This is a genomic window from Mesorhizobium sp. WSM1293 (assembly GCF_000513875.1).
Taxonomy (GTDB): domain Bacteria; phylum Pseudomonadota; class Alphaproteobacteria; order Rhizobiales; family Rhizobiaceae; genus Mesorhizobium; species Mesorhizobium ciceri.
In genome coordinates this window covers 236,237-262,891 of record NZ_AZUV01000010.1, presented here as the reverse complement: position 1 = coordinate 262,891, position 26,655 = coordinate 236,237, and the positions used below count along the sequence as shown (strand labels likewise).

The following is a 26,655-nucleotide window of genomic DNA, read 5'->3' as shown; positions in this document are numbered from 1 at the left end:
ACGGACCCCGACATATTTGCTAATTTGCTAAACCAAGTTTCGAATAACCGTTGATTTTCCCTGCCACGACATGTCAGCGAGTTTGATTGATGCCTCTTCGCAAGGCGCTGTCCCACTGGTTCGACGCAGTACGTCGCGTGTCCATCAGTCTTGCAACCAGTGCCTTCATGGTTGGACCGAGCCTTAGCCAGACGATCCCCGAGCGGATCGATTCGGTGGTTTCGGATCAGAACGAGATCATCCGACGCTATTCCGCTCCGAGGAAGCCCGGCACGATTGACCTGTCAGTTCCGGATGCACGCAAGGCAACGAGCTCGGAACAAGCCGAAAAAACAATGTTTACCTTGAGGTCGATAACCGTTCGAGGCGCGGTGACGGTGCCCAGCGCTACGCTGGAGCAAGCGTGGGCCGCGCAGCGGAACAAAAAGATAAGCGCCGCCGACCTTTACGCCATCGCCGAGCGGATCGACGAGATCTACCAGAAGGCCGGATATTTCTCGTGGGCCGTCGTTCCCGAGCAGGACTTTTCATCCGGCAACGTCGTCATCGTTCTCTACGAATCCTACGTGCGCCGGGTCACCATCAACAGCGCCATCCCTGATATTGAGCGGCGTTTGAAACCTTACATCGATCGCATCGTCGCCATGCGGCCAATCCGGATCAAGGAGGCCGAGCGCGTGCTGTTGCTGATGAGCGATCTTGGCGGCCTGACCATCGAAGGCACTTTCATTCGGCCCGAAACGCCCTCCGCCGGCGGTGATCTGAAACTCGACATTGGCTTCAAGCGGGCCGGCGCAAACGCAATAGTCGACGATCTCGGCAGCAATGCCGTCGGCCCATTTCAGCTGACCGGCACCGGCACCTTCAACGATGCGCTTAGGCTGTTCGATGTGGCGAACATCGCCCTGGTGACCATTCCGGACAGTCCCGAGGAGTTGAAGTTCGTGCTGGCTTCGCACGATGTCCCGATCGGGTATGACGGACTGCATGTAGGCTATAGCATCGGTTATGTCTCTTCCCAGCCGGGCGCCGACCTCAAGCCTCTCGATCTCGACATAGCCTCTAGGTTCGGCAGCGCGTATGCCAACTACCCACTGCTGCGGACAATTGACCACAGCCTGTTTAGCCGCCTTGAATTGAACTTCAAGGACAACTCGCTGGCGTTGGGCGGCGAAACGCAGACGGATGAGGACCTCCGATGGCTGGCGGCCTCCCTTAAGTATACCGGTGAGTTGGAAAACGGCGCCATCACGCTGACAGGTACTTTCGGCCAAGGCCTCGACGGCTTTGGCGCGAGCAGCAGCACCGATCCGCTTGCACCGCGTCCAGGCGTTCCTGATGACTACAGGTATTTTCGGGGCGACCTCGACCTTACCAAGGAGATCGCTTCGCTGGCCGTCGCCCACCTCAGAGTGGCTGCGCAATATGCGCCGACGGCGGTGCCATCGTCGGTCCAGTTGGTGCTCGGCGGCGATCCCTATGGCCTGGCTTTCGATGGCTCGGCCGCTTCAGGCGATAGCGGGATAGCGGCCTCGCTGGAATTGGGACGCAACATCGAACTCCCGGAGGCTTTGCCGATCCCAAATCTGAACGTGTTTGCTTATGTCGATTACGGTGCGGTCTGGAACCACGATACGGGCGTGGATTACATTGAGGCGGAACTCGGCTCGGCCGGAATAGGTGCAAAGGCTGCATTTGGGCAACACCTCAATGCAAGGGCGCTTGTTGCGGTACCGTTCAGAGATAACCGAGGTCTGACTGATACCGGCACGCGTTTTTTGTTCCAGCTAATCAGCTCGTATTAGGTGGCGTAGCTCCCGCCTGAACTGCCCTTATCTTGGCGCAAGTTGCGCGACGAGATCATTCGTTGCTGCGACCATCGCCTTGAACCCGCCGACACTGAACTGATTGATCGAGGCGAAGACACCGACACCGCGCGTTGGCGCCAACACCACATAACTGAACTGCCCCTGCAATCCGCCGGTCTTGTTGAGCATCATGGGTTTGTCCTTGTCGGCCAGAACTCCGACCCAGCCAAGCGTCATCATTCCCATCGGCCCCGCATCGTCGATGCCGATTACCGGCGAGAGACCGTCGCGCCAGAGCCAGCCCGCATGGTCGACGGTACGCTCCGCATCGCCGGCCGCATCCTTGCGAAGGTGCCAGGCCATGAACTTCATCATGTCGGCGGCGGAGGTGTAGAGCCCGCCCGCGCATCCGATCGTTTCCGGCGAAGGAACGAGGGGCAACGGTGTGCCGTCGAAGAAATGGCCCTGCATGGTCCGCGCCGCATCGCCTTCCGCCAGGTTGAGCTTGGTGTCGGTCAGTTGGCGGGGCGTGAGCACCCGCTCGGCCAGCAGATCGCCATAGGACTTGCCACCGGCATTGGCCAGCGCGAGGCCGAGCAGATCGTAACCCCAGTTCGAGTAAAAGGCACCCGTGCCGGGAGAGAAAAGATAGGGTTCTGGCTTCGCAAGCTCAGCGCGGCTGAGGTCGAAGGTATTGCCGGCGAACGGGTCGTCCGGCGTGCCGCCTGTCTGGTTCGGTACCTCGCGCGGCAGGCCGGATGCCTGCGTCACCAGATCGATGAGCCTCGGCGTTCGTCCTTCGAGCCCAGGCACGGTCCAGTCCTTCCCGAGGTGTTTGGCAAGGGGATCGGTCGCGCCGATGACGCCATCCACAATCATCGAGCCCATCAGATCGCCGCAGAAGGTCTTGGAGATCGAGGCTATCCGCATCAGCGTATGTTCGTCGGGCACCTGCCCCGAGCCCTTGCGGATTTCGCCGAAGCCAGCGAAGGCCGTCTCGTCGTTGCGAACCGCGGCGATCACGAGGCCAGGAGCGCCCGAGCCCAGGAAGGCGATGCCGCCGGCAAATCCCACGGCTTCCTCAAGCAGACGATCTTTGGCGGCGGCGACGTGAGGAGCCGCAAGGACGCAGGCTGCCGTGAAGCAGAGGATGAGCAAGCGCCTGTGGCCTGAACCGGTCATTGGAATGTCCTCGACGAGAAATCTGATTGTGAGACGAGAGCGCAGTCAGCGGGGCGCGAGCTGATAGATCAGTTCGTTTACTGCGTGCACCATTGCTTCAAAGCCCCCGGCGTTGAACTGGTTGATCGCCGCGAAGACGCCGACGCCGCGCGTCGGCGCGATGGCAACATATGTAAACATGCCTTGTCGCCCTCCGGATTTGTGAAGCACCAGCGGACGGTTGCCGTCAGCCTCTACCACAACCCAACCGAGTGCCATCGCATCCATCGGCGCGCCACCGTCGTCGAGGCCCAGCGCCGGAGAGAGCCCATCCCTCCTGACTAGGCTGGCGTGGTCGATAATGCGGCGTGCATCGTCCTCGGAGCCGCCTTGAGCCAAGTGCCAGGCGATCCACTTCAGCATATCGTTGGGCGTCGTATAAAGCCCCGAGGCGCATTCCATTGTCATCGGTGTCGGCACGAAGGGAAGCGGCGTGCCGTCGAAATTGTGGCCCTGCATCAGCCGGCCCTCGTCACCAGGTCGCGGATTGAAGACCGTGTCCACCATGCCGCGTGGCCGCAACACGCGCTCCTCCAAGACGGTAGCGTACGGCTTGCCAGCCGCTCCGCTGAGCGCCAGTCCCAGGAGGTCGAAGCCCAGGTTCGAATAGAGCGCGCCAGTTCCGGGAGGAAACAGAAACGGCTCCCCGTGCATGGCTGCGATCATCGCTTCCTTTGTGTGGCCGGCGTAGGGATCGTTGGGTGTTCCACCTGCCTGGGCCATCTCGCGCGGCAGGCCGGATGTCTGTGTCGCGAGGTCGATGATCCTTAGGGTCCGCCCATCCTTCTCCGGCACCACGAAACCGTCAGGCAGGTGCGTCTGAACAGGGTCAGTCAGGCCGATCTCTCCTTTTACCAACAAACTGGCGAGAGCGTCTCCGCAAAATGCCTTCGAAATGGATGCCACTCGCATCATTGTGTCGGCATTCGGCTCTATGCCGGATCCGCGGACCGTTTCGCCGAAACCGGCAAACGCCGTCTCGCCGTTGCGAACGCCGGCGATCACCAGGCCCGGCGCGCCTGAACTCACAAAAGCGAATGTACCGGTGAATTCGACCGATTCGTCCAGCAGCCGATCGGCGTTTGCAGGACTTGCGCAGGTAAGGACGGCAGCGGCAAGGAAAAGACGTAAGGGTATTGTGCGGGTGGCGGTCATCGGCTTCGAGCTCACCATTTCGGAAATCAGGGCGGACTGTCCACTGCCTTTTACAAGGCGATCACTGTGGCCAGTCAACAACAGAGAGGTCAAGCGGCAGCACGTCTTCCAGTTTCTGGGGCGGGACGCGCGGCGTGAGCGTCATCGGCGATCCGGTCGCTTCCGCCATGTCAAAATCCTCGGTGGCCTCGCCGACGGCGGTGATGGTAAAGCTGTCGAACACGTAGGGGAGGCCGTCCGAGGCCAACGGAGAGGCGCTGTCCATGACATGCAGGTGCAAATGCGGCGCTTGACTGTTCCCGGTATTGCCGACTTCGCCAATCTGATCGCCGCGCTGCACCTTGTCTCCGAGCTTCACCTTAATGCTCCCCGGCCGCATGTGGGCGTAGTTGACGAACAAGCCCGAGCCGATGTCGAGCACGACGAAGTTTCCGTCGGCCTCGTCAATCGGCAAGTTGGCGGGCAGCGCACCGGGCACTTGGTCCTGCAAGTCGTCGCGCGTCCCGACCACGGTGCCGTCGGCAACGGCAAGGATAGGCTTGCCATAGATGTGGTAGTTCGCAGGAACCTTAAGGTCGCCCACGACCAGCGTGTTGTTGTCGTCGATTTGCTCCCAGTCGATAGCGAAACGTTGGGCAAGGTAGAACTTGCCGTCGAGCGACAGCAGGGCGCGGACATGGCGGATGGAATCGCAGCAGCCGTCAGCCGCGACATAACCCTTGCCGCGCAAAGGCGGCCCAAGAGCCACCGGTGCCTTCGCAACGACGGCACCCTCGCCAATCGTCACCGTCATGTCGGCGCCGATGACCGCGAAAAACGCCGTGATCTCGTGGGTAATGCGAGCCGGAACCGCCGCGCCGTCCGCAAGCACGACATGCAGAAAGATGACGGCGAACTGATAGGCGGCCAACTCGCGGTTTTCGTTGCCGCGGCTTGCGCCCGGCGTGACGCGCGTGCGCAATTCATCCGGGCCGAGTTCTGCAAGCGGTGCTCCGCTGTCGGCATCGACGACCTTGAGCTTCTCGAAACGGACATCGCCGCCAGTGATATTCGTCACTGCCAGTTCGTAGACGATGTGACGCCTGCCGTCCGAGCCTGGAATCACATGCGGGGGAGCGATGATCTCCGCAACGAGTGGCGTGAGCTTCGGATTGTCGCTGGCAGCGTGCACCCCGGATGGAAATGTTGCCAACAACAGCACAAAGGTCGAAAGGAGCCAAATTGGAACCCGCATTCGAACGCGCCTCCTCTGCACACGCTGACTTTGCGACGCGAGGGTACGACAATGAAGGCCGGGAGCCAAGGTGGCGTGCGGCACATGGAAGATTCGCCGAACCTGGCGCAACCGCGGCCTCAAGTGTTATCGTTTGCATGTCTGGGTTACGGGAACTTTGCGGGCCTCTGATGACAGTTCAAATCAGCCGGCCACCACAGCCAGGGGACAGGATGTGATTCTGTCGTCCCTGCTTGCGAGTACATTCAACAGACGAACTCGGTAGCAGCGGTGAATTGGCGGTAGCCCTCTACCGACTCGAACCCCCATAAATGCTTGGATCAAGGTTGCACCACAGCGGATCCAAAACACCCCGACCTCCTCCAGAGGGCCCGCATCTCGACGGGAGCCGCAAGACAGAAAGTTCGAAAAGCTTCTAGGAAACCCAAGCAGACTGAACGGCGCTGCGGACAATGAGGTTTACGAATACACCGGCGAACATTCGCATTGGGGCGGTCAATATCGTCGGCAGAAGAGCGTCCGAAAGGGCTACCGGCGGCTCCCTCGTAGGAACGAAAAAAGAAGAGAAGCAGAAATTTCTTGTGCGTTTTTTGCACACAATGTTCCGCAACCTGATTATATTCAGGTATGCAAGACGCCAATGTCATCCTCGACCAGATGTAGGTTGACGCTGCTCAGCTCCGAGGTCGCGCGTGCGCCCTGGTCCTTGAGCAAATGCGCGAGCTGAGCGACGATGCAGTCGCGGCGTCTCACGACGTCCAGCTGTTCGCGGCGATCCTCCACCTGCATAAACGCCTCGGCCGATCGCAGCAAGAGCGGCCACCGCACGCGCTCGGGGTAGAGGTGCCGCATGCATAACGCGCAGGCCAGGGACACTGGTCGGCGGGTGTTAAGGGACTGCAGACCAGCAGGCGTGCGATGGCAACCGCACAGCTTTCCAGCCAGAGGCGTCTGACCCTCTCGCTAAGCCGTAAGCAACTTTGTTTGGCAGATAAGGGGCCTGAAGCGGACTGACAGCTTCTAAGCACGCATTTTCACAAGCGGACTTTCTTTCCGCAACGGAATCGCTTTGACATGCGCAATCCCGGCCATCAGGCCGGGAACAGGAACGCCGAAGCGGGATCGAAAAAGATGCGCTGACCTGATGTGGCGGTGCCATCGCCCACCTCTGCGTCAGAGGTTGGCCTGACGTCGATCTCATCTCCGCCGGCCGTGCGTGCCACGACCCGCCGTCGGTCGCCGAAGAAGGCGGTATCGACGATCTCGACGGCGAGTGCGACGCTTGTCGGCGTAGGCGTCAAGCGGAAGGCTTCCGGGCGCACCATCAGCCGGACGTTCTGGCCTTGGCCGAACGACGTTGTCGCCTTGACGCCGGTCACGATCGAGCCGCCGGCCAGGCGGATCGTCGATGCGCCATCTGCGGTTTGCAAATGCTCAGCCGGCAGGAAATTCGAGTTGCCGATGAAGCCGGCGACGAACTCGCTCGCCGGCCGGAGGTAAAGATCCTCGCCAGTACCGATCTGTTCGATGCGGCCTTCCCTGAACAGAGCGATGCGATCCGAAAGATGCAGCGCCTCCTCCTGGTCGTGCGTGACATAGAGGATGGTGACGCCGGTCTCGCGGTGGATGCGGCGGATCTCGGCCTGGATTTCCTGGCGCAGCTTCTTGTCGAGCGCCGACAGCGGCTCGTCCATCAGCAGGATCGGCGGGTCGTAGGCGAGCGCGCGGGCAAGCGCCACGCGCTGCTGCTGGCCGCCCGACAGCGCGCCCGGATGGCGGTCGGCGAAGTTTTCGAGGCGCACCAGCGCCAGCATGTCGGCGACCTTGCGCTTGATCTCGCCATCCGGTCGGCGGCGCACGCGCAGCGGAAAGGCGACATTCTCGGCGACACTCAGATGCGGAAATAGCGTGTAGCGCTGGAAGACCATGCCGATGTTGCGCTTGTGCGACGGCACCGAAAGCAGCGACCTGTCCTCCAGGAGTACATCGCCCGAGCTCGGATCCTGGAAACCGGCGATGGCGTAGAGTGTCGTCGACTTACCGGAACCCGACGGGCCAAGGAACGTCAGGAACTCCCCCTTGGGCACATCGATGGTGACGTCATGGACGGCGACGAAGGCGCCGAACGTCTTTCTCACCGCGCGTATGGACAGGAATGGCCGGGTCATCTTGACATTTTCCTGCGAAGGAGTGCGGTCACGATCATCAGGCACAAGGTCAGGCCGACAAGCAGGCTGGAGGCGGCGGCGACGACCGGGCTGAGGTCGGCGCGCAGGCTGCCCCAGATCTTGACCGGCAAGGTCTGCAAGGTCGGGCTTGCCATGAAGATCGCCACCACGACCTCGTCCCATGAGGCCAGGAAAGAGAAGATCGCCGCGGAGAAGATGCCGATCCTGATCGACGGCAAGGTGATCCTCAACCGTGCCTGCAGCGGGCTGGCGCCGCAGACTATGGCCGCGTCCTCGATGGATTTGTCGAAACCCTCTAGCGCCGCAGTGATCGGGATAATGGCGAAAGGCAGCGCCAGGATGGTGTGGGCGATGACGAAACCGACCGTGGTGCCGGCAAGGCCGATGCGCAGGAAGAAGGCGTAGATGGCGATGGCGAACACGACGACTGGCAGCACCATCGGCATCAACAGCAAGCCGCGCAGGACCTGGCGTCCGCGAAACTCACCCCTGACCAGGCTGAAGGAGGCGAACAGGCCGATGACGACGGCGAGGATGGCGGCCATGGCGGCAATCCGGACACTGGTCAGCGCGGCATCGATCCAGGTCGGATCAGCCAGCAACTGCTGGTACCATTTCAGCGTCCAGCCGGGCGGCGGGAAGGCGAGCCAGCGCGACGAGCCGAACGACAGGAGCACGATGAAGACCACCGGCAGCAACAGGAAAGCCGCCACTGCCGCCGTGAAGCCGACAAGTGCCACGCGCAGCCATCCGAGCCGGTCATAGTCGAGCAGCATGTCAGAGCCCTCCGCCGGCGCGCCTGGCGCCGACCAGGCGAAGCTGGATCGCGTAGAGCGCCATGGTGACGACAAGCAGGACGAAGGCGGCCGCACTTCCAAGCCCCCAGTTGAGCAGCGACTGCACCGTCTGGGCGATCATCTCGGCCAGCATCATGTTCGATGTGCCGCCAAGCAGGGCAGGCGTGACGAAGTAGCCAAGCGACATGACGAAGACCATCAGCCCTCCGGCGGCGATGCCGGGAAGCGACAGCGGCAAAAGGATGCGGCGGAAGGCCTCGGACGGGCTTGCGCCGCAAAGGGCGGCCGCGCGCAGCGTCATAGGGTCGATGGCGCGTAAAGTGCCGACCAGCGGCAGGATCATGAAGGGCAGCATGATGTACACCATGCCGATGGTGACCCCGGCGAGGTTGTTGATGAGCGGCAGCGGCTCATGGATGATGCCCAACCCCATCAGCGCCCTGTTGATGACGCCGGTGCGTTGCAGCAGCACCATCCACGCATAGGTGCGGGTGAGAAGGTTCGTCCACATCGACAGAATGATGATGCCGAAGACGATCGAGCCCGGGGCCGGCGGCATGATCGCCAGCATCCAGGCAACAGGGAAAGCCACCAGGATGGTGACGGCTGTGACGACCGATGCGACCAGGAAGGTGTTGAGGAACACCCGCACATAGGTGTCGCTGCCGAACAGCGCCGCGTAGTTCTGCAAGCCGGGTTCGGGATCGGTGACGCTGCGCAGCAGCAGGGCAACCACCGGCACGATGAAGAACAGGCCAACCAGAAGCAGGGCCGGCAAGGCGCTGCCGCTGCCGGCTGGCAGGCCGGCAACCGAGCTGCGTCTGAAAGAACTTCCCTGCATCGAGCGGTCCTGTCTCAAAACGGGGCGCGCAAGCTGCGCCCCGTCGGTCTGCAACGGTGTTACTTGGTCTGCCAGGCATACCAGCGCGCGGCGATCTCGTCGCGATGCTCGGCCCAGTAGTTCATGTCGAGGTTGATCTGGCCGTCGACATGGGCATCAGGCAGGGCCTTGACGGCATCGGCGGGCATCTCCGCCTTGGCCTTGGTGTTGATGGGCGCATAGCCGCTTGCCTCGGCGAATTTCGCCTGGCCGGTCGGGCTGGTGGCGGCGGCGAGGAACTTCATCGCGCTGTCCTTGTTCTTGGCGCCCTTCGGCACGACGAGCACGTCGGCGGCGGTGAGGTTCTGCTTCCAGGCGACGCCGACATCGGAGCCATCCTGCTGGAGGGCGAAGACACGCCCGTTCCACAACTGACCGAAGGCAGCCTCGCCGGAGGCAATCAGCTGCTGTGATTCAGCGCCGCCGCCCCACCAGACGATATCGGATTTGATGGTGTCGAGTTTCTTGAAGGCACGATCGAGATCAAGCGGATAAAGCTTGTCCGCCGGCACGCCGTCGGCCAGCAAAGCGATCTCGATGACGCCCGGCGCCGACCATTTGTAGAAGGTCCGCTTTCCGGGAAACTTCTTGGTGTCGAACATGTCGGCCCAGCCGGTCGGTTCGCCCGAGACGGCGCCCTTGTTCCAGGCGAGCACGAAGGAGTAGTAGAAGCTGCCGACGGCATGCTCATTGCTGAAACGCGGGTCAAGATCGGCCTTGGGCACGACCGCATAGTCGATCGGCTCCAGCAGCCCGTCCTTGGCGGCCTTTATGGCGAAATCCATTTCCACGTCGACGACATCCCAGGTGACATTGCCGGCGTCGACCATGGCCTTGAGCTTGCCATAGTCGGTCGGTCCGTCCTGCAGCACCTTGATGCCGGAGCTGGCTTCGAAGGGGGCTGCCCAGGATTTGGTCTGCGCTTCCTGCGTGGTGCCGCCCCAGCTGGTGAACGCCATCTCATCGGCCTTGGCGGCGGTTGCCGTGAGTAGCCCGGCCAGCAGGCCGGTCAAAATCAGTTTCATGTCATTCTCCTCTGTTGGTCTGTTCTTGTTTTTCTCAGTGCACCTGCGTCCCGCGGTTCTCAGCGCATGGCGAAGGGATCGGGGATCGGCTCGTCCGAGGTGTTGATCCAGACGGATTTCGAGCGTGTGTAATCTCTGATGGTGTCGAGCCCACCCTCCCGGCCGAGCCCCGACAGGCCGTAGCCGCCGAAGGGAACGAGCGGCGATACGACGCGATAGGTGTTGACCCAGACGACGCCGGCACGGATGTCGCGCGCCATGCGGTGCGCCCTAGCGAGATTGCTGGTGAACACGCCTGAAGCGAGGCCGAAGGGCGTGTCGTTGGCGAGCGCCAGCGCCTGCGCTTCGGTGTCGAAGGCAAGCACGCTGAGCACTGGCCCGAACAGTTCCTCGCGCACGCAAGGCAGGTCGCTGGCGCCGGCATCGATGATGGTCGGCGCATAGTAGAAGCCGCTGCCGGCTGGCCTTGTGCCGCCGGTGACCAGCGTGCCGCCCCCGGCGACGCTTTCCGCGACAACTTTCTCGATCCAGTCGCGCTGACGCAGCGTGGCGAGCGGACCCATTTCGGTCGCCGGATCCTGCGGATCGCCGATGCGGATCGCCTCGGCCTTGCGCTTCAGGCGGGCGAGGAATTCATCCTTGACCGAACGCTCGACCAGCAGCCGCGAGCCGGCGACGCAGCTCTGGCCGGTCGCGGCAAAAATGCCGGCGACCACCGCATTGGCGGCGCTGTCGAGATCGGCGTCGGCAAAGACGACGACCGGGCTTTTGCCGCCGAGTTCCAGAGTGGTGTACGCAAGGTTCTCCGCCGTGTTCCTGACGATGGCGCGCGCCGTCGAGGGACCGCCGGTGAAGGCGACTCGCGAAACCAGCGGATGGCTGGTCAGGCGCCGGCCGCAATCATGGCCCCAACCGGTGAGGATGTTGACGACGCCTGGGGGAAAGCCAGCCTCATGAACCAGTTCGGCAAAAGCGAGCAGCGGCCCCGGGCCATCCTCGGAGGCCTTGAGCACGATGGTGCAGCCGGCGGCGAGCGCCGGACCGAGCTTGACGGCCGAGAGGAAGAGCTGCGAATTCCACGGAACCACCGCGGCAACGACACCGATCGGTTCGCGGCGGATGGTGACGTCGAGATCCGGCTTGTCGATCGGCACATGCGCGCCTTCGTGCTTGTCGGCAAGCCCGCCATAATAGCGGTAGTAGTCGCCGACATAGGCGATCTGGGAGCGGGTCTCGCGGATGATCTTGCCTGTATCGCGGGTCTCGAGCTCGGCAAGTCGCCCGGCATTGGCGGCGACGAGGTCGCCCAGCTTGACCAGCAGCTTTCCACGCGCCGTCGCGGTCATCCTACGCCATGGGCCGGAACGCAGGGCGCGGTGCGCCGCCTCGACGGCGCGGTCGACATCGGCTTCGCTCGCCGCCGGCATCCTGGCCCAGGCCGCCCCGGTCGACGGGTCGACGCTGTCGAAAGTAGCGGACGGTTCGTCGAAGCGGCCGTCGATGAAGTTCCTGAAGGGGGCGTCGGTCATGGGCTCGCGATCAAAGGAAGGCCGGCATCACCCGGTCGATGAACAGTTGCAGCGACTTTTTCTTGTGCTCGTGCGAAAGCCCGCTGTCGATCCAGATCGAATACTGGTCGTAGCCGAGTGCCTCATAGGTCTTCAGCCGGGCGATGACCTCATCGGCCTCGCCGATCACCAGGTTCTGTCTGATCTTGTCGGGCGCGTATTGCGGCATGGCCGCGATCTCGTCCGGCGTCAGCGGCTCCAATATGCCTTGATGCACTGGTTTCTTGTTCTGGAACCAGGCGCCGAACTGGCAATAGAAAGTCGACAGGTCCTGCGTCAGGCGATCGGCGTCAGCCGCGTCGTCGGCAACGAAGGTGTGCATCAAAAGCATGATTTCCGGTCGTTCGATCTCGGGATGCGCGGCGCAGGCGGCGTTGAAGCGCTGCATCAGGCTCGTCACCTCGTCATCGCCGGAAGCCAGCGGCGTTACCTGGACCTTGCATCCGTTGGCGACGGCGAAATCGTGCGAGTTCGGGTCACGGGCTGCCACCCAGATCGGCGGGTAGGGTTTCTGCAGCGGCTTGGGCGAGGAGGTGGTGGCGGGGAATTGCCAGAACTCGCCGGAGAGTTCGAAGTCGCCGTCCCATAGGCCGCGGATCGCCGGTATGATCTCGCGCATGCGCTGGCCGGCGCCCCAGGCGTCAAGACCTGGGAAGATGCGCTGATATTCATAGCTGTAGGCGCCGCGCGCGATGCCGATGTCCAGCCGGCCACCGCTGATGACGTCAGCCATCGCCGCTTCGCCGGCAAGCTTGATCGGGTGCCAGAAGGGCGCAATCACGGTTCCGGTGCCGAGGCGGATACGGCTGGTCTTGGCGGCGAGATAGGCGATGTTGATGAAGGGATTGGGCGAGATGGTGAATTCCATGCCGTGATGCTCGCCGATCCAGGCGGTCTCGAAGCATGCCTGTTCGGCCATCAGGACCAGTTCTTCGAGCTCGGTCACAAGCTCGGAATGCGGCTTGGCCAGATCCGACCGTTCCATATGCACGAATAGCGAGAATTTCATCCGTGGGCACCTGTATTGACGGTGGAAGCACTGGGTCTGGCGAGCGGCCGGACCTCGCCTTCGACATCGTTGCCGACATAGACGCCGAATGCATCCACCGAGCATTCCCTGATATAGCGCGTGAGCATCGAGCGGATCGCCGGATCGGCGATCTTCAATCCTTCGATCGCGTCGATCTCGATGAGCCGAATGCCGCGATCGCTGGAAGCGGGCACGTCGAACGTGCCGCGATAGTAGACATGCGTGCGCGAAACAGGTCCGGCGTCGTCCCAGACGGCGAACAGGAAACCGAGCTGGGCCTCGATGGCCTTTGCCGCAAGCAGTCCACGCAGACTATTGCCATCGCCTGCCGAACCCAACCCTCGGCCGCGCGGCAGTTCAAAACCGTCCGTCGTTTCCACGAACAGGATCCGGCCACCATTTTCGAGGATGGCGCCGACATCGGTGCCGGGCTGGGTGGCGGCCAGCGCGTCCTGGCTGAGGCCGGGTGCAACATAGGCGCCGCGGCAATAGCCGAGCGGCTGCGCGGAATTGTGCTCGAAATCGCGGACGCGGCCGATGAGGATCGAATGATCACCGGCCTCGACCAGCCGCTCCATGTCGCAGTCAAAGGACGCGACGGAGCCGTCCAAAACGGGACTGCCGGTCCTTCCCGGCCGCCATGCTACGGCGGCGAACTTGTCGGCGGCTTTCGAGGCGAAGATGCCGGACGCTGCCTTCTGGCCCTCGTTGAGGATGTTGATGGCGAAGCTTTTCGATGTCGCGAAGACAGGATGGCCTAAGGCCTTGTGGGCGATGCAGACCAGCACCAGGGGCGGATCGAGCGACACTGAGGTGAACGAGTTGGCGGTGAAGCCGCGCGGCTCGCCTTCTGGCCCGATGGTGGTGACGATGGTGACGCCGGTGAGGAAGGATCCCAGCGCACGGCGGAACTCGCCGCTGTCGAACCCGGTATTCGCCTCAGCAGTGCCGCTTCGCTCGATCGCTTCGTCCTCCGCGAGGAAGTCAACGATATGGCGCGTGGTGAGGTCCGGCGTCGCGACCGCCATCATGTGCTTCTCGCCCGGCAGCACCGTGCAGCGGCCATGCGGCGCCAGCCGTGCCATCGCGGCCGACATTGCCGGCGAAGAGTTCCTGTCCTCGGAGCCGGTCATGAACAGGGCCGGTACGGCCAGCGTCGGCAGGCGGTCGGCATGATCGCCGTCGGCACGAGCGAACAGGCGGTAGGTGCGGGCATAGCCTTCCGGGTCGACCGCGATCAGTGCGTATGCCGTGTTCCGCGCTGCCGCCTCCAGCTCGGTCGGCACCGGATCGCCGAACCAGCGCGCAATGGTCTGTGCCGTGCCGGCCGTATCGCTGCGCCCGTTGAGCGCCACCGCGCGCTGGCGAACGGCTTCGGCCAGTTCAGGTGGCCGCCGGAACACGGCATTCAGGGAAACGATGCGGCGGACGCGCTCCGGTGCGCGCAGGGCCAACTCCTGGGCAACGAGCGCACCCATCGAATGGCCGACGACGGACACCCGGTCGAGGCCAAGATGGTCGAGCAGGCGAATGGCCTGGTCGGCGTAGTCAGCCAGTTCCGGGTGCTGCGGCGGCAGTGGCGACTGGCCGTGGCCGAGCATGTCGATCGCGATGACGTCGAAGCTGTCGGCCATGCGTTCGAACTGCGGCTGCCAGATCGCGGCGTTCATGCCGACGCCGTGGATGAACAGCACCGGCGTGCCAGCGCCGGCACGGATGAAGCAGGTGCCATCGAACGTTGTGCCCTGTCGCGCCCAGGTGGAAGCGTCAGCCATGCACGTCCCCAAGCTCCTTGAGGTCCTGATAGCGATCGCCGATACGATGATGCGGGCGACCGCCGATCGACGCACCAAGCGCCACCACCAGTTCGTCCGGCGCCGGCGCATCGCCGATCTGGAAATGCACGGTCAGGTAATGCGAGCGCCGTCCTTCGTCATTCTTGTCCATCAGTGGGATCATGATCGGCGTGTTCGGCCCGCCGCGCAGGTTGGTGAAGGCAAGATAGGTCTTGGCGCCGACGGCGCGGCGATAATGATTGCCAAAATGCAGCGTGTGGATCAGCGCCGAGGCATGCTCGATCTCGCCAGACGTGCCGCAAATGGCTGCCTTGCCATAACCCTCGATCGCGTCGCCGGAACCGGCGATGGCAATGATCTCGCGGGATAGGGTCTCTCCGAGCACAGGCGCACAGTCGCGGATCTCGGGCGACAGATCGTCGGTGAAGCCGCGTCCCGCCCAAGGGTTCGTCAGCACCGCGGCGACGCCGATCAGGCGCAGCGGCCGCGGTGCAGCCTTGCCGCCTTCGATCAGCGTGTTCTCGGTATAAGTCACGATCTTGCGGATGGCAGGCTGCATGGAATCCTCGGGTCGGCGATGCCAGGGACCGTCCGATCTCTGTATCATCTTATGGTATACCATGCTATGGAGCACCAGGTGCCTTGTCAACCGGGCATGGAATCTGTTTTCGTGGCGGTGCAGGAGCCAAGACATGCCAGACGACACCCTTCGCATCGACCGCAGCGCCAAGACCTTGAGAACGCTGGCGCTGGAGCGCATGCGCGAAGCCATCATGGATTTCCACTTCCAGCCTGGCGAAAGGTTGGTCGAGCGGCCGCTTTGCGACCAGCTTGGCGTCAGCCGTTCCGTCGTGCGCGAGGTGCTGCGGCAACTGGAGGCCGAGGGGCTCGTGCAGATGATCCCTGGGCACGGGCCGGCCGTAGCCAGGCCGGATCTCGGCCGCACCGACGAGATCTATGAGTTGAGGGCACTGCTTGAAGGCATTGCGGCACGCGCCTGCGCCCTGTCGGCCACCGGCGAGCAACTGGCAACGCTCGAACGCGCGCTGGCGGACTTGTTCGGGGCATGGGCGTCGGCGACGCCGCCGGCAGTGATGCGGGCGACGACGAAATTCTACGAGGCGCTGTTCGAGGCCGCCGACAAGCGTGTCGCCTGGGAAATCGTCAGCGGGCTGAATGTCCGAATCAATCAGCTTCGTTCGATGACCATTCTTTCGGAGAACCGCCGCGAGCCTGCGATCAGCGAGATGAACGAGATCATGGACGCCATAAGGTCGCGCAAGCCCGATGAGGCGGAAGCGGCGGCACGGCGACATGTCGAATCGGCTTGGCAGATCGCTCGAGATAAACTTCGCCTGGTCTAGATCCCGGTGAGTTCAGCCTATCCAACCCGTCGAAGGGCCTTGAAGAAAGTGTCTGCTTCCGGGCAATTGAAAAATGCAACTTTACGACTGAGATGGGGCGCAAAGCTGCCGTCCGCCTTCGAGCCTGGAACTGGATGCCCACTCGATCGTTTAAATAGCATATATTCCATTGAAATTTCTCATGAGGAGGAGCGCATCGAGCGAGCGCTCGACCGCGTTGCGGAGATCATCGTCGCGCCTAGTGACCAAGGCGAGGAATGGCTTCCTTTATACGACCACCTAGAACGAGCGATGCAGGATCTTCAGGCGAAGGAAAAAAGTCTCGTCGCAGTACGTGGGCGCGCCAAACGAGCGCAGGGCCGAGCGAAAGCACGTTCCCGAACACCGCAAGAAACGAAATCCATATGGCCCAGTCTCTCTCGTCCGTCAGGCGCTTCTTTGGCGCGATGAGCGCCAGCAATGCTCAGTGACGACGAGGTATTGTCCTCCACGATACACCACCTCTAAGGCTCCACGTTTGACGTTGGGGGCAGCACCACAGCCGGGTGGCGCCCTTCGCGCAGCATCAGCCCGAGAGTGTAATCAACCGCCAGCTTCACGGCACCCAGCGCGGTCCCGTCGTCCCCCAGGGAACTGACGGCGATCCGTGTCGGCCACGCAAGCTCTGCCGCGACGCGCTCGACGTTTTCCGTCATCAGCGGGTTTCTGCCGACACCGCCGCCAAGCACGATCAGGCCGGGGTCGAGTATGCCGATACAGCCAGCGGCCAGCCTGCCGATATCGGCGGCATGGCGCGCGACAGCCGCCACCGCCGGTGCTGAGCCCTCCAGAGCACGCGCGAACAGATCCTTGGCCGAGTCGGGCGGCGCGCCTTCCCCAGCGGGCCAGTCGACACGGCAGCGCTCTATTAGCGCCCGAGAGCCGAGATAATGTTCGAGCCCTTCACGATAGGGCGTCTCGCTGGCCGACCATGGAAACGGCATGCGGCCGATTTCGCCGGCCGCACCACCGGCGCCGCGAAACAAACGCCCCTCGGTGATGAAGCCGAGGCCAACCCGCACGCCGACCTGCAGAAAGGCGAAGGTCTGGTGGCCTTGCGCAGCACCAAAATGCATCTCGCCAATGGCCGCGCAGTTGACGTTGTTTTCCAGGACGATCGGCACCTCGATGCTGCGCCGCAGCAGGCCAAGCACGGCGGACGGCCCCCCGGGCCGGTCGAAACGATCATTGGAGACGATGCGCGGCACCGCCACCGCAATGGCGCGCAACGCGCGAAAACTCTTGGCCACCTTGGCCATTGTGGCACGCGCGACCGACAGCACGACGGCGCCGACCGCGTCGGCATCGCCGGCTATCGTTTCCGGGATCGGTTCTTCCGCCGACGCCAGCTTCTGCGCATCCATCGAATAGGCGACGGCGCGCACCTGGGCGGCGCCGACATCGATGCCGATCGCGTAGCCGGCACCTGGACCGATGCCGTAGATCGTCGCCGTGCGGCCAATGGCGCCGCGCTCAATCCCACGCGAGGCGACGAGGCCGAGCGCGCTCAGCTCCGACACCGCCGCCGACATGGTAGGCTTCGACAGGTCGAGCATGGCGCCGAGCTTTGGCCGCGTCACCGGCCCGTGCGAGGCAAGCAGGCGCAGCACCGCCCGGGCGCTGTCGGTCAGATTGGGGATTTCCGCAGCCGCCATCTCAGCCGTTCGACCTTTGCCTGAAATCCTGTCTCCGGTCGGCGAAAGCGCATTCGCTGCCCCGACTCGAAAGCCATATCCTGTCCTCAATGCCTCATTGCTGACCGGTTTGGCAATTTCCGCGATGTCCGGACAAAGACGTCAGACTTCGGTCGGCGACCACGGCTTCAGCTTGGTATCGGTCTGGCGGTAGCGGAACACGATGTCGGTGAGGCCGGCCGCGTCCTGCATGTCGCCGACAATGAGCTGGATGGCGATGATCTCCAGTATGGCATCAGCGATGGCGTTGCCGAGCGCGGGAATCGAGATCACCACCAGCCTGTCGGCTGGAGCGACATCGCTGCGCCGCGTCACCAGCACCGAGGGGCAGCCCAGCGCCGCAAGATCCTGCGCGATCTTCACCTCGCGACCGTCGCCGATGGCGATCAGTCCGGTCGCCGCATCCTGCGATTCCATCGGCCCGTGCAGATAGTTCAGCGTGTCCCATCCCGATGCCGGCACCCGCACCGCCTCGCGTATCAGCATCGCCGCCTCGCCGGCATTGGCGAAGCCGACACCGGCGGCGACGATGTCGATGGATGTTCTGCCCTGCAGCAGCCGGGCCGCCTGCCCGGCAGCGCTTTGCGCACCGGAAAGGACGGTGGCGGCTGCAGGTGACAAAGTCGTCCAGTCGAATCTGTTGCCGGCGAGCCTGTCGATCAGCATGCCGAGCGCCAGCAAGGTCCCGGTATAGCCGGTGGAGCTTGCGCCATTGTCGGCGCCAGAATCCGTGGCAAGCACAGCACCAGTCAGATCAGCCAGCGGATTGCCGCTGCCACGGCAGACCGCCAGGCGCGGCGCGCCCGACGCCTCGCGCATGACGTCGTAGATTTCGCGGCTCTGCCCGGAGGCCGACAGCGCGATGAACGCATCGGCGGCTGCATCCGTCCGGCCATAGAGATCGGTCGGCGTATAGGCAAAAGCCTTGATACCGGAGGCGCGCAGATAAAGCGCACCGGCCAGCGCCGCCTGATAGCTGGCGCCGATGCCGGCAAGCCCGATCGTCTTGCCGGCAAAAGCGCCGAGATCGAGGTCGTCAAGCGACGAGGCCACCGAACGCCGGCCGATTTCGAGACTTTCCGTCTGGCGCGCCACCGCCGGGCGATAGCCGATACGCTTCATCATTCAAACCGCTCCAATTCCCGAAGATTGGCCCTGACCGACCAGCAGTCGTCTCGCCAAGGCGACCGCACCCAGCACCGGCGGCTCGCGCAGCAGCAGCACCTGGCTCGACGGCGAGACCTTTGCCATGGCCTCGACGAATGCCGTCATCAACATCGGCTGCTCCGAGATGACCCCGCCGCCAGCCACGACAAGGGCGGGATTGGCGCCGCGTTCGATCAAGAGTTCGACCAATGCGGCCAACCCTGCCCCGCCTTCGCTGATAACACGGATAGCCAGAGCCGAGCCGGCGATCGCCGCGTCGAATACGGCATTGGCATAGCGGCCCCAGACCGCGGCACCACGCGTTTCGTTGAGCAGGATGCCAAGCTTGGTCTGGTCGTCTGTACCCAGTTCGCGCATCAGCCCGGCAATCAGCGGGTCACCATCCTGGCCCCGGTCGAGGCTGTGCCGGATTGCTTTCGCCGCCTCGCGCACCAATGCCGGCGCGCTGCCCTCGTCGCCAAGGATCCAGCCCCAGCCACCGGCTGCCAGCATCTTGCCATCGGCCGTGCGTGCCACCGCGATCGAGCCTGTGCCGGAGACGACGCCGATGCCGTCGATATAGCCAGCGGCAGGAACCATCAGCTCGGCATCGTTGACCACCTGCACCGCACCACCGGTCCTGCTTGCCAGCAGCGCCTGGAAGCGAAGGCATTGTTCACCCGTGTCGCAGCCATGCGCGCCAACGGCCAGCACAGCGGGCGCGACCCCGCCGCACAATCCCGCGACGATCCCAGCCAGTGTCTCGGCATCAGTCTCCATCTGGCGAATGCGCCAGCTCTCCGTCACCAGCACCTCGTCGGCGATGCGCTCGCCCTGGCACGCCATGATGCGCGTCTTGGTGCCGCCTATATCCACGCCTGCAATGATTTTCTGGGTCACCATATCCACCGCGCAAGCCGGGCTGCCGCGTCCAATCCATTTAGTTAGGAAACTTTACAAACTATCTTTCCAGACGGCAAGAACTATGATTTGATAATCGTCGTAAAAAGCGCATCAAGCGCGATTGGGAGATTGCAACATGAGCAGGAGAAGGATTGGGCTGGCCCTCGCGGCCGCGTCTTTCGCATGGGGATTGGCAGCCAGCGTGGCGCATGCCACCGACATCTCGTTCTGGACCTGGCGCCAGGAAGACAAGGCCGCCTACAACGAACTTTTCGCCGATTTCACCAAGGCCAACCCGGACATCCATGTGAAGTTCGAGTCCTTCCCGGACGAGAACTATCCGACCATCGTCTCGACGGCCCTGGCCGCCGGCAAGGGTGGCGACGTCATCCACACCCACGCCTATGGCTGGCTCGAGCAGTTCGTGAAGGCCGGCTATTTCGAGCCGCAGGATCTGACCACGGTGCCTTCACTCGCTAACCAGCCCGCCGATGCGCTGGTGGCCGGCACCTACCGCGCCGATAAGAAGGTTTATTCCCTGCCCTTCGCCTCGCAGACGCTCGGCCTGTTCATCAACAAGGACGTCTTCGCCAAGACCGGGTTGACCCCGCCGACCACATGGGATGAGTTCATAACCGTCAGCAAGGCGCTGAAGGACAAGGGTATTTATCCCCTCGCCAACGGCATGGGCACAAGCTGGTTCAACGAGATGTTCGTCGCCATCTTCACCAACCCGTTCCTTGGCCAGGATTTTGTCAGCGACCTGACGTCGGGCAAGACCACCTTCAAGGACCCGCGCTATGTCGCCGCACTCGGCAAGCTGCTCGAACTGCGCGACTACATGCCGCCCGGTTTCGAAGGCATCGACTACGACACCGCCGGCCAGCTGTTCATCAGCGGCAAGGCGGCGATGCTGGCCGGCGGCAGCTTTGATATCGCCAGCTACCGGACGCAGAACCCGGCCATCAACATGGACTTCGTCGCCCCGCCAATGGCCAAGGCCGGCGATACGCCGCAAGTGACCAAGTTCTTCGACGGCGGCTATGCCGTCAACGCCAAGTCGGCCAACAAGGAGGCCGCGCTCAAGCTGGTCAACTGGATGGGCACCAAGGAGTTCGGTGACAAGTTCTCCGCTCTGCTCGGCAACATCTCGCCGATCAAGGGCGTCGTCATCAAGGACGAGCTTCTCGCCCATGTCGCCAAGTTGAACGAAACCGCCATGCCGCATATCAATGTCGTCTACTTCCGTTTCGAGAAGCCGACGGGATCGGAGCTGCTGCAGGGCGACATCACCAAGATGATGTCGGGTTCGATCACCCCGGACCAGCTGGCCGCCGACCTGACCAACGGCCTCGCCAAATGGTACAAGCCTTTCCAGGGCAAGTGACATGAACAGCGGCCGGCGCCACACCACAAAAGCCTTTCCGTGGCGCCGGTCACTCTGGATCGCGTCCCTGCTGACACCGGCCTTGGTGGTCATGGTGCTGTTCGTGCTCTGGCCGCTGCTCTCAGCCTTCCGCCTTGCCTTCTATGAGTTCAACGGCTTGCAGCCGACCGGATTCATCGGCTTCGAAAACTTCCGCAAGGTGCTGTTTGAACAGCCTTACAGCGACTGGACCTGGAATGCGCTGAAGCACAACATCATCGCCTTCGTGGCGCTGATGGTGTTCGAGAACGGCACCGCTTTCCTGCTCGCCTATGCCTTGCTGAAGGCGCTGCCCGGCCACCGTATCCACCAGGTCATCGTCTTTCTTCCGGTCGTGCTGTCGGCGGTCATCGTCGGCTTCCTGTGGAAACTGTTCCTGCATCCGCTGTTCGGCCTGGTGAACCAGACGCTGGCGCTGGTCGGCATCGGCGCCATACCGTGGCTCGGCAACGAACACACCGCACTCGGCAGCGTCCTGTTCGCCAATGTCTGGCACTGGCTCGGCTTCCCCACCCTGGTGCTGCTGGCCGGCATGCAGCGCGTCAGCAAGGAAGTCATCGAGGCTGCCCGTCTCGACGGCGCCGGCGACTATGTGCTGATGACCAGGATTATCTGGCCGCTGATTGCGCCGAGCGTCACCATCGTCACCATCCTGACCTTCATCGGCAGCTTCAACTGGTTCGAAATCCCCTATGTCATGGCTGGCCTCACCGGTTCGCCCGGCGGCGCGACAGATGTGCTCGGCCTCTATTTCTACCGCACCGCCTTCGGTTCGACGACGACCGGGATCCAGGATTTCGGCCAGGGCAGCGCGCTGGCCGTGATGATGTTCATCATCGTTGCAGGCGTCACTGCAATCGCGCTTCGCTACCTGCGCCGTCGCGAGATCGAACTGTGAGCGCGACAGCCCGCACCGGGCAACCCGCCGAGTTGCTGAAGAATGGCGCCATCCAGCTGATGCTGGCGATCAACGCCGTCATCATGATCTATCCGCTGTTCGTCATGGTGATGTCGTCGTTCAAGACTAATGCCGAAATCTTCAGCTCGCCCTTCGCCCTGCCGGCGCACTTTTCGCTGGCCAATGCCGAGCGGGTGTGGAGCGAAACCAACTTCGTGCGCTACCTCGCCAACTCCGTCGGCATCACCATGGCCGCGGTGGCGCTCATCCTTCTGTTCAGCACCATGGCCGCCTACGCGATTGCCCGCTACCAGTTCAGGCTGAGCGCGCTGGTGCTGATGTTTTTCCTCAGCGGCATGACGGTGCCGCTGAAACTGGCGATCATTCCGCTGTTCATCCAGCTGGAGTCGCTGGGGCTGGTCGACAGCTATGCCGGCCTGGTGCTGGTCTATGTCGCCATGGGCATTCCTTCGGCGGTGTTCATCATGACCGGCTTCCTCCGGACCTTGCCGCGCGAACTGGAAGAGTCTGCACGCATGGACGGCGCCAGCGAATTTCGCATCATGCGCTCGATCATGTTGCCGTTGGCGCGCCCGGCCCTGGTCATCGTCGCCATCCAGAACGCCGTGCCGATCTGGAACGACTTCTTCTTCCCGCTGGTGCTGATCACCTCGGACGAGCTCAAAACCTTGCCGCAGGGCCTCACCGTCTTCGTCGGCGAGTTCACCACCGACTGGGGCGTGATGTTCACCGGGCTCACTCTGGCGGCGCTGCCGATAACGCTGCTCTACATCGTGCTGTCGAAGCAGTTCATCTCCGGCATCACCCAAGGCGCGGTGAAATAGACTGCGGTCAAATAGACGAGGAAATCTTCAAGTGGCGAACCAGAACAAGATCATCATCACCTGCGCGGTTACCGGCTCGATCCACACGCCGTCCATGTCGCCGCATCTGCCGGTGAGCGCCCAAGAGATTGCCGATGCCGCGATCGGCGCGGCCGAGGCCGGCGCTGCCATCGTCCACCTGCATGCGCGCAACCCCGCCGATGGCCGGCCCGACCAATCGACCGAGGCCTTCGCGCCCTTCCTGAAGGTGATCAAGCAACGCTCGGACTGCGTGATCAACATCACCACCGGCGGTGCCGCGACGATGAGCGTCGAGGAGCGCGTCAAGCCGGCGGCAACCTTTGCGCCGGAAGTCGCCTCGCTCAACATGGGCTCGATGAATTTCGGTCTCTATCCGATGCTGGAGCGCTTCAAGACCTTCGAGCATGACTGGGAACGCCCCTATCTCGAAGGCTCGCGCGACCGCATCTTCCGCAACACCTTTGGCGACATCGAGCACATCCTGCGCACCTGCGCGGAGAACGGCACCCGTTTCGAAATCGAATGCTACGACATTGGCCATCTCTACACGCTCGCCCATTTCGTTGAGCGCGGCTTGGTCAAGGCGCCGTTCTTCGTCCAGAGCGTGTTCGGCATATTGGGCGGCATCGGCACCCATCCGGAAGATGTCGCGCATATGAGGCGCACCGCCGACCGCCTGTTCGGACAGGACTACCACTGGTCGGTGCTGGGCGCCGGCCGCAGCCAGCTGCCGATCGCCACCCAGGCCATTGCGCTCGGCGGCAATGTGCGCGTCGGGCTGGAGGACTCACTGTGGATCGGCAAGGGCCAACTGGCGAAATCCAACGCCGAGCAGGTGCGCAAGGTACGCCAGATCATCGAAGGGCTTGGCGCTTCGGTCGCCACCCCTGACGAGGCACGGCAGATCTTGCAGCTCAAGGGCGGCGACAAGGTCTCTTTCTAAGGAAAATACCAATGAGTGCGCTCACCATATCAGGTGTCGATAAGGCCTATGGCAAGGCGAAGGTCATCCACGGCGTGTCCGTCGACATCGCGTCGGGCGAATTCGTCATCCTGGTTGGCCCGTCCGGTTGCGGCAAGTCGACCTTGCTCAGGATGATCGCCGGCCTGGAAGACATCAGCGCCGGCGAGATCGCGCTCGAAGGCAAGGTTATCAACGATGTCGCGCCGAAATCGCGCGATATCGCCATGGTCTTCCAGAACTATGCGCTCTACCCGCACATGACGGTGCGTGAGAACATGGCCTTCGCACTGACGCTGAAGAAGATCGATAAAAGCGAGATCGACGCCAAGATTGCGCGTGCCGCGACGATCCTCGGACTGCAGGACTTGCTGGATCGTTATCCGCGCCAGCTTTCCGGCGGGCAGCGACAGCGTGTCGCCATGGGCCGCGCTATCGTGCGCGACCCGAAGGTCTTTCTGTTCGACGAGCCACTCTCCAACCTCGACGCCAAGCTGCGCGTGCAGATGCGCGCCGGAATCAAGGCGCTGCACAAGCGCCTGGGAACCACCATCGTCTACGTCACCCACGACCAGGTCGAAGCCATGACTATGGCCGACAAGATCGTCGTCATGAATGGCGGCATCGTCGAACAGGTCGGCGCCCCGCTCGATCTCTACGACCGGCCGGCCAATCTGTTCGTTGCCCAGTTCATCGGCTCGCCGTCGATGAACATCTTGGACGGCCGCACCACTACGGACGGTTTTGTCGCCAGCGACGGCACGGTATTTCCGCTGCCTGCGTTGGGACAGGGCGAAAGTGGGCTTGCCTGGGGCATCCGGCCCGAACATCTCAAGCTCTCAGACAGCGGCGTGCCGGCGGTGGTCGAAGTGGTCGAGCCGACCGGCGCGGAAACCCTTGTCATGGCCAAAGCCGGCAACAACACGCTGAGCGCGTTGCTGCGCGAGCGGATTTCCGTGATGCCGGGCCAGAAGGTTTTCCTGGCGCCGGACCTCACCCAGTTACATCTGTTCAACGCCAAGGGTCAGCGCATCACGTCCATAGTCGAGACGCCGCACTCAGCGACGGCCAGTACTTCTTTGTCGATATCCGTCGTGAGGGAATAGTCCTCTACGAGCTCGATGATGAACCACTGACCAATCCTGCACCTACAAAGCCGGCCGATCATTCCGATTACCAGCCAAACACCTTGAAGACAGGCTGCCGCACGCACGGGTATTTGCAAAGACAGCTGGATTTATTCACAGCGAGTCCAACGTCAAGGAAGCCGCATTTCTCCTTCACCAAGCAATCGAGCAGCCTTATGCAGTGCTGGTCCTAACAAGATACAGCCCTGCTTCTCACAACATCAAGTTTCTTCGCAGCCTCGCTGAACATCAGGCGCAAGACCTTACCAAACCTTCTCCGCGGCTTCGCCCGCACGGTCATTGGCCAATCCTGACCTTCCTGGGCGCGCTACGCCACGGTGAATTCACTGCGCCTTGCGTCGTTGACGGCCCAATCGACGGCAAACGTCCGGCCATCAAGGCCGCCGGCGCGGAACTCTACCGAACGATACGGTTAGCCCATGTTGAGGACATGGCGCTCTCGATCGGGTTGAGATCGGGCGAGTAAGGCGTAAGTTTTCATATTTGGTGGGAACCTATTTGACGGCGACTCCGAACAGGTCAACCCGACGGGCCCAGACCAGCGGTCGACATGGCTTCCCCCGTCGCAACCTTTTCCAGGAATGTCGCCGACGGTACGAAGAACAAATTGCCGGTGACTGCACGGCTGAAGTCCAGCAACCGATCGTAGTTGCCTGGCGGGCGGCCAATGAACATGTTCTCGAGCATCTGCTCGATTCTGCGCGGCGAACGGGCGTAGCCGATGAAATAAGTGCCGAACTCGCCCTTGCCCACGTCGCCGAATGGCATGTTGTCGCGGACGATCTCCAACTGCTCTCCGTTCTCGATGATTGTGGTCAGCGCATTGTGGGCGGAGGTCGGCTTTACGGCATCGTCCAGCTCGACATCGGTGAGTTTTTTCCTGCCAACAATTCCCTCTTGCTCCTCGATTGGGAGCCCGTTCCATGCTTTCAGATCATGCAGGTACTTTTGCACTATCACATAGCTGCCTCCGGCAAATAAGGGGTCCTCCTCGCCGATGATTGCGGCCTTGACGGGGCGCTCAGCCACCGGGTTTTCCGTGCCGTCGACGAAGCCGATCAGGTCGCGGTCATCGAAATAGTTGAAGCCGTGCACCTCATCTGCTGTGGAGACTGCGCCATCGAGCCGCGACATGATCTGCGTCGCCAGTTCGAAACAAAGATCCATGCGCGGCGCACGAATGTGAAAGAGGATGTCGCCTGGCGTCGAGACGGCGTGATGCAGGCCTTGTATCTCGCGAAATGGATGCAGGTCCTTCGGTCTGGAGGCTCCAAACAAACGGTCCCAGGCATTTGAACCAAACGCCATGACACACGAGAGCCGACCCTCAAGATCGCGGGACCCGACTGCGCGCAGAAGCGCGGAAAGATCGCCACATAGAGCGCGCACGGTCGCTTCGTGTTCTGGTCCGGAATTGACCGTCACGACGAGAAATATCGCGGCCCGCGTCAGTTGCGCGACGACGGGTTGAGAAACAGGGGATGGCAAAGTCAAATCCACAATAGAT

The 26,655-nt window shown here is 62.6% G+C and carries 23 protein-coding genes and 1 pseudogene; 8 read left to right on the top strand and 16 right to left on the bottom strand.

Annotated elements, in window-relative coordinates; translation table 11 throughout:
* The first annotated feature begins 89 nt into the window (after positions 1-89).
* A complete protein-coding gene (locus M729_RS0114645) occupies positions 90-1,805 on the top strand; it encodes a ShlB/FhaC/HecB family hemolysin secretion/activation protein (protein ID WP_084652637.1) in 1,716 nt (571 codons plus the stop codon).
* A gap of 27 nt (positions 1,806-1,832) precedes the next feature.
* Here M729_RS0114645 and ampH (M729_RS0114640) read toward each other — a convergent pair whose 3' ends face one another.
* The 12 genes from ampH (M729_RS0114640) to M729_RS0114585 form a co-directional block, all read right to left on the bottom strand.
* Positions 1,833-2,990: a D-alanyl-D-alanine-carboxypeptidase/endopeptidase AmpH gene (gene ampH, locus M729_RS0114640; RefSeq protein WP_027162000.1), complete on the bottom strand. Its 1,158-nt coding sequence runs from the start codon at positions 2,988-2,990 to the stop codon at positions 1,833-1,835.
* A gap of 45 nt (positions 2,991-3,035) precedes the next feature.
* Positions 3,036-4,184, bottom strand: coding sequence for a D-alanyl-D-alanine-carboxypeptidase/endopeptidase AmpH (ampH, locus tag M729_RS0114635; protein ID WP_027161999.1), 1,149 nt, complete (start codon positions 4,182-4,184; stop codon positions 3,036-3,038).
* 61 nt (positions 4,185-4,245) lie between these two features.
* Positions 4,246-5,418, bottom strand: coding sequence for a M23 family metallopeptidase (locus M729_RS0114630; RefSeq protein ID WP_013525221.1), 1,173 nt, complete (start codon positions 5,416-5,418; stop codon positions 4,246-4,248).
* A gap of 621 nt (positions 5,419-6,039) precedes the next feature.
* On the bottom strand, positions 6,040-6,270 hold the full coding sequence (locus M729_RS0114625; RefSeq protein WP_027161998.1) for a hypothetical protein: 231 nt from the start codon (positions 6,268-6,270) through the stop codon (positions 6,040-6,042).
* A 239-nt stretch (positions 6,271-6,509) separates the two neighbouring features.
* Positions 6,510-7,586 carry an ABC transporter ATP-binding protein gene (locus tag M729_RS0114620; protein WP_013525219.1) on the bottom strand — a complete coding sequence of 359 codons (1,077 nt, stop codon included), beginning with the start codon at positions 7,584-7,586 and terminating at the stop codon, positions 6,510-6,512.
* Positions 7,583-8,383 (bottom strand): ABC transporter permease, encoded by an 801-nt coding sequence (locus M729_RS0114615; protein ID WP_027161997.1) that lies wholly within the window; start codon positions 8,381-8,383, stop codon positions 7,583-7,585. Before M729_RS0114615 ends, M729_RS0114620 begins: the two co-directional genes overlap by 4 nt.
* 1 nt (position 8,384) lies before the next feature.
* Entirely contained in the window at positions 8,385-9,245 is an 861-nt protein-coding gene (locus tag M729_RS0114610) for an ABC transporter permease (protein ID WP_027161996.1), read from the bottom strand.
* A 59-nt stretch (positions 9,246-9,304) separates the two neighbouring features.
* The gene (locus tag M729_RS0114605) at positions 9,305-10,309 is read right to left on the bottom strand and encodes an ABC transporter substrate-binding protein (RefSeq protein WP_032808463.1); all 1,005 of its coding nucleotides are present in this window, start codon (positions 10,307-10,309) and stop codon (positions 9,305-9,307) included.
* Between the two features lie 59 nt (positions 10,310-10,368).
* Entirely contained in the window at positions 10,369-11,838 is a 1,470-nt protein-coding gene (locus M729_RS0114600) for an aldehyde dehydrogenase (protein WP_027161994.1), read from the bottom strand.
* A 10-nt stretch (positions 11,839-11,848) separates the two neighbouring features.
* Positions 11,849-12,886 (bottom strand): LLM class flavin-dependent oxidoreductase, encoded by a 1,038-nt coding sequence (locus M729_RS0114595; protein ID WP_013525214.1) that lies wholly within the window; start codon positions 12,884-12,886, stop codon positions 11,849-11,851.
* Positions 12,883-14,682: an alpha/beta fold hydrolase gene (locus M729_RS1000000139690; RefSeq protein WP_027161993.1), complete on the bottom strand. Its 1,800-nt coding sequence runs from the start codon at positions 14,680-14,682 to the stop codon at positions 12,883-12,885. The genes M729_RS0114595 and M729_RS1000000139690 overlap by 4 nt, the downstream gene beginning before the upstream one ends.
* A complete protein-coding gene (locus M729_RS0114585; RefSeq protein WP_027161992.1) occupies positions 14,675-15,262 on the bottom strand; it encodes an amino acid synthesis family protein in 588 nt (195 codons plus the stop codon). Before M729_RS0114585 ends, M729_RS1000000139690 begins: the two co-directional genes overlap by 8 nt.
* Before the next feature lie 133 nt (positions 15,263-15,395).
* Here M729_RS0114585 and M729_RS0114580 point away from each other — a divergent pair, with 133 nt between their 5' ends.
* Positions 15,396-16,067, top strand: a complete 672-nt coding sequence (locus M729_RS0114580) for a GntR family transcriptional regulator (protein ID WP_013525211.1) — start codon at positions 15,396-15,398, stop codon at positions 16,065-16,067.
* Between the two features lie 503 nt (positions 16,068-16,570).
* On the opposite strand, the gene M729_RS01000000135160 is transcribed toward M729_RS0114580, so the two are convergent.
* From M729_RS01000000135160 to M729_RS0114565, 3 genes are all read right to left on the bottom strand, one after another.
* On the bottom strand, positions 16,571-17,761 hold the full coding sequence (locus tag M729_RS01000000135160; protein ID WP_032808462.1) for an ROK family transcriptional regulator: 1,191 nt from the start codon (positions 17,759-17,761) through the stop codon (positions 16,571-16,573).
* 141 nt (positions 17,762-17,902) lie between these two features.
* Positions 17,903-18,925 (bottom strand): SIS domain-containing protein, encoded by a 1,023-nt coding sequence (locus M729_RS0114570; protein ID WP_027161991.1) that lies wholly within the window; start codon positions 18,923-18,925, stop codon positions 17,903-17,905.
* Positions 18,926-19,849: a BadF/BadG/BcrA/BcrD ATPase family protein gene (locus M729_RS0114565; protein WP_050596253.1), complete on the bottom strand. Its 924-nt coding sequence runs from the start codon at positions 19,847-19,849 to the stop codon at positions 18,926-18,928.
* Positions 19,850-19,985: 136 nt separating this feature from the next.
* Between M729_RS0114565 and M729_RS0114560 the strand changes: the two genes are divergently transcribed.
* The 6 genes and pseudogenes from M729_RS0114560 to M729_RS1000000139240 form a co-directional block, all read left to right on the top strand.
* Positions 19,986-21,236, top strand: coding sequence for an extracellular solute-binding protein (locus tag M729_RS0114560; protein WP_027161989.1), 1,251 nt, complete (start codon positions 19,986-19,988; stop codon positions 21,234-21,236).
* 1 nt (position 21,237) lies between these two features.
* A complete protein-coding gene (locus M729_RS0114555; RefSeq protein WP_027161988.1) occupies positions 21,238-22,173 on the top strand; it encodes a sugar ABC transporter permease in 936 nt (311 codons plus the stop codon).
* Positions 22,170-23,018: a carbohydrate ABC transporter permease gene (locus M729_RS0114550; protein ID WP_027161987.1), complete on the top strand. Its 849-nt coding sequence runs from the start codon at positions 22,170-22,172 to the stop codon at positions 23,016-23,018. Before M729_RS0114555 ends, M729_RS0114550 begins: the two co-directional genes overlap by 4 nt.
* 31 nt (positions 23,019-23,049) lie before the next feature.
* Positions 23,050-23,982, top strand: a complete 933-nt coding sequence (locus M729_RS0114545) for a 3-keto-5-aminohexanoate cleavage protein (RefSeq protein ID WP_027161986.1) — start codon at positions 23,050-23,052, stop codon at positions 23,980-23,982.
* An 11-nt stretch (positions 23,983-23,993) separates the two neighbouring features.
* The gene (gene ugpC / locus M729_RS01000000135155) at positions 23,994-25,106 is read left to right on the top strand and encodes a sn-glycerol-3-phosphate ABC transporter ATP-binding protein UgpC (protein WP_050596252.1); all 1,113 of its coding nucleotides are present in this window, start codon (positions 23,994-23,996) and stop codon (positions 25,104-25,106) included.
* A 310-nt stretch (positions 25,107-25,416) separates the two neighbouring features.
* A pseudogene (locus tag M729_RS1000000139240) lies at positions 25,417-25,512 on the top strand (IS630 family transposase); the annotation flags it as partial.
* Positions 25,513-25,667: 155 nt separating this feature from the next.
* On the opposite strand, the gene M729_RS01000000135150 reads toward M729_RS1000000139240, so the two are convergent.
* Entirely contained in the window at positions 25,668-26,648 is a 981-nt protein-coding gene (locus M729_RS01000000135150; protein WP_198032097.1) for a Dyp-type peroxidase, read from the bottom strand.
* Positions 26,649-26,655: the final 7 nt, after the last annotated feature.

Coding starts and splice junctions, on each gene's coding strand:
- M729_RS0114645 (WP_084652637.1), top strand. CDS start 90: ATGCCTCTTCGCAAGGCGCTGTCCCACTGGTTCGACGCAGTACGTCGC.
- ampH (WP_027162000.1), bottom strand. CDS start 2,990: ATGACCGGTTCAGGCCACAGGCGCTTGCTCATCCTCTGCTTCACGGCA.
- ampH (WP_027161999.1), bottom strand. CDS start 4,184: ATGACCGCCACCCGCACAATACCCTTACGTCTTTTCCTTGCCGCTGCC.
- M729_RS0114630 (WP_013525221.1), bottom strand. CDS start 5,418: ATGCGGGTTCCAATTTGGCTCCTTTCGACCTTTGTGCTGTTGTTGGCA.
- M729_RS0114625 (WP_027161998.1), bottom strand. CDS start 6,270: ATGCGGCACCTCTACCCCGAGCGCGTGCGGTGGCCGCTCTTGCTGCGA.
- M729_RS0114620 (WP_013525219.1), bottom strand. CDS start 7,586: ATGACCCGGCCATTCCTGTCCATACGCGCGGTGAGAAAGACGTTCGGC.
- M729_RS0114615 (WP_027161997.1), bottom strand. CDS start 8,383: ATGCTGCTCGACTATGACCGGCTCGGATGGCTGCGCGTGGCACTTGTC.
- M729_RS0114610 (WP_027161996.1), bottom strand. CDS start 9,245: ATGCAGGGAAGTTCTTTCAGACGCAGCTCGGTTGCCGGCCTGCCAGCC.
- M729_RS0114605 (WP_032808463.1), bottom strand. CDS start 10,309: ATGAAACTGATTTTGACCGGCCTGCTGGCCGGGCTACTCACGGCAACC.
- M729_RS0114600 (WP_027161994.1), bottom strand. CDS start 11,838: ATGACCGACGCCCCCTTCAGGAACTTCATCGACGGCCGCTTCGACGAA.
- M729_RS0114595 (WP_013525214.1), bottom strand. CDS start 12,886: ATGAAATTCTCGCTATTCGTGCATATGGAACGGTCGGATCTGGCCAAG.
- M729_RS1000000139690 (WP_027161993.1), bottom strand. CDS start 14,682: ATGGCTGACGCTTCCACCTGGGCGCGACAGGGCACAACGTTCGATGGC.
- M729_RS0114585 (WP_027161992.1), bottom strand. CDS start 15,262: ATGCAGCCTGCCATCCGCAAGATCGTGACTTATACCGAGAACACGCTG.
- M729_RS0114580 (WP_013525211.1), top strand. CDS start 15,396: ATGCCAGACGACACCCTTCGCATCGACCGCAGCGCCAAGACCTTGAGA.
- M729_RS01000000135160 (WP_032808462.1), bottom strand. CDS start 17,761: ATGGCGGCTGCGGAAATCCCCAATCTGACCGACAGCGCCCGGGCGGTG.
- M729_RS0114570 (WP_027161991.1), bottom strand. CDS start 18,925: ATGATGAAGCGTATCGGCTATCGCCCGGCGGTGGCGCGCCAGACGGAA.
- M729_RS0114565 (WP_050596253.1), bottom strand. CDS start 19,849: ATGGTGACCCAGAAAATCATTGCAGGCGTGGATATAGGCGGCACCAAG.
- M729_RS0114560 (WP_027161989.1), top strand. CDS start 19,986: ATGAGCAGGAGAAGGATTGGGCTGGCCCTCGCGGCCGCGTCTTTCGCA.
- M729_RS0114555 (WP_027161988.1), top strand. CDS start 21,238: ATGAACAGCGGCCGGCGCCACACCACAAAAGCCTTTCCGTGGCGCCGG.
- ugpC (WP_050596252.1), top strand. CDS start 23,994: ATGAGTGCGCTCACCATATCAGGTGTCGATAAGGCCTATGGCAAGGCG.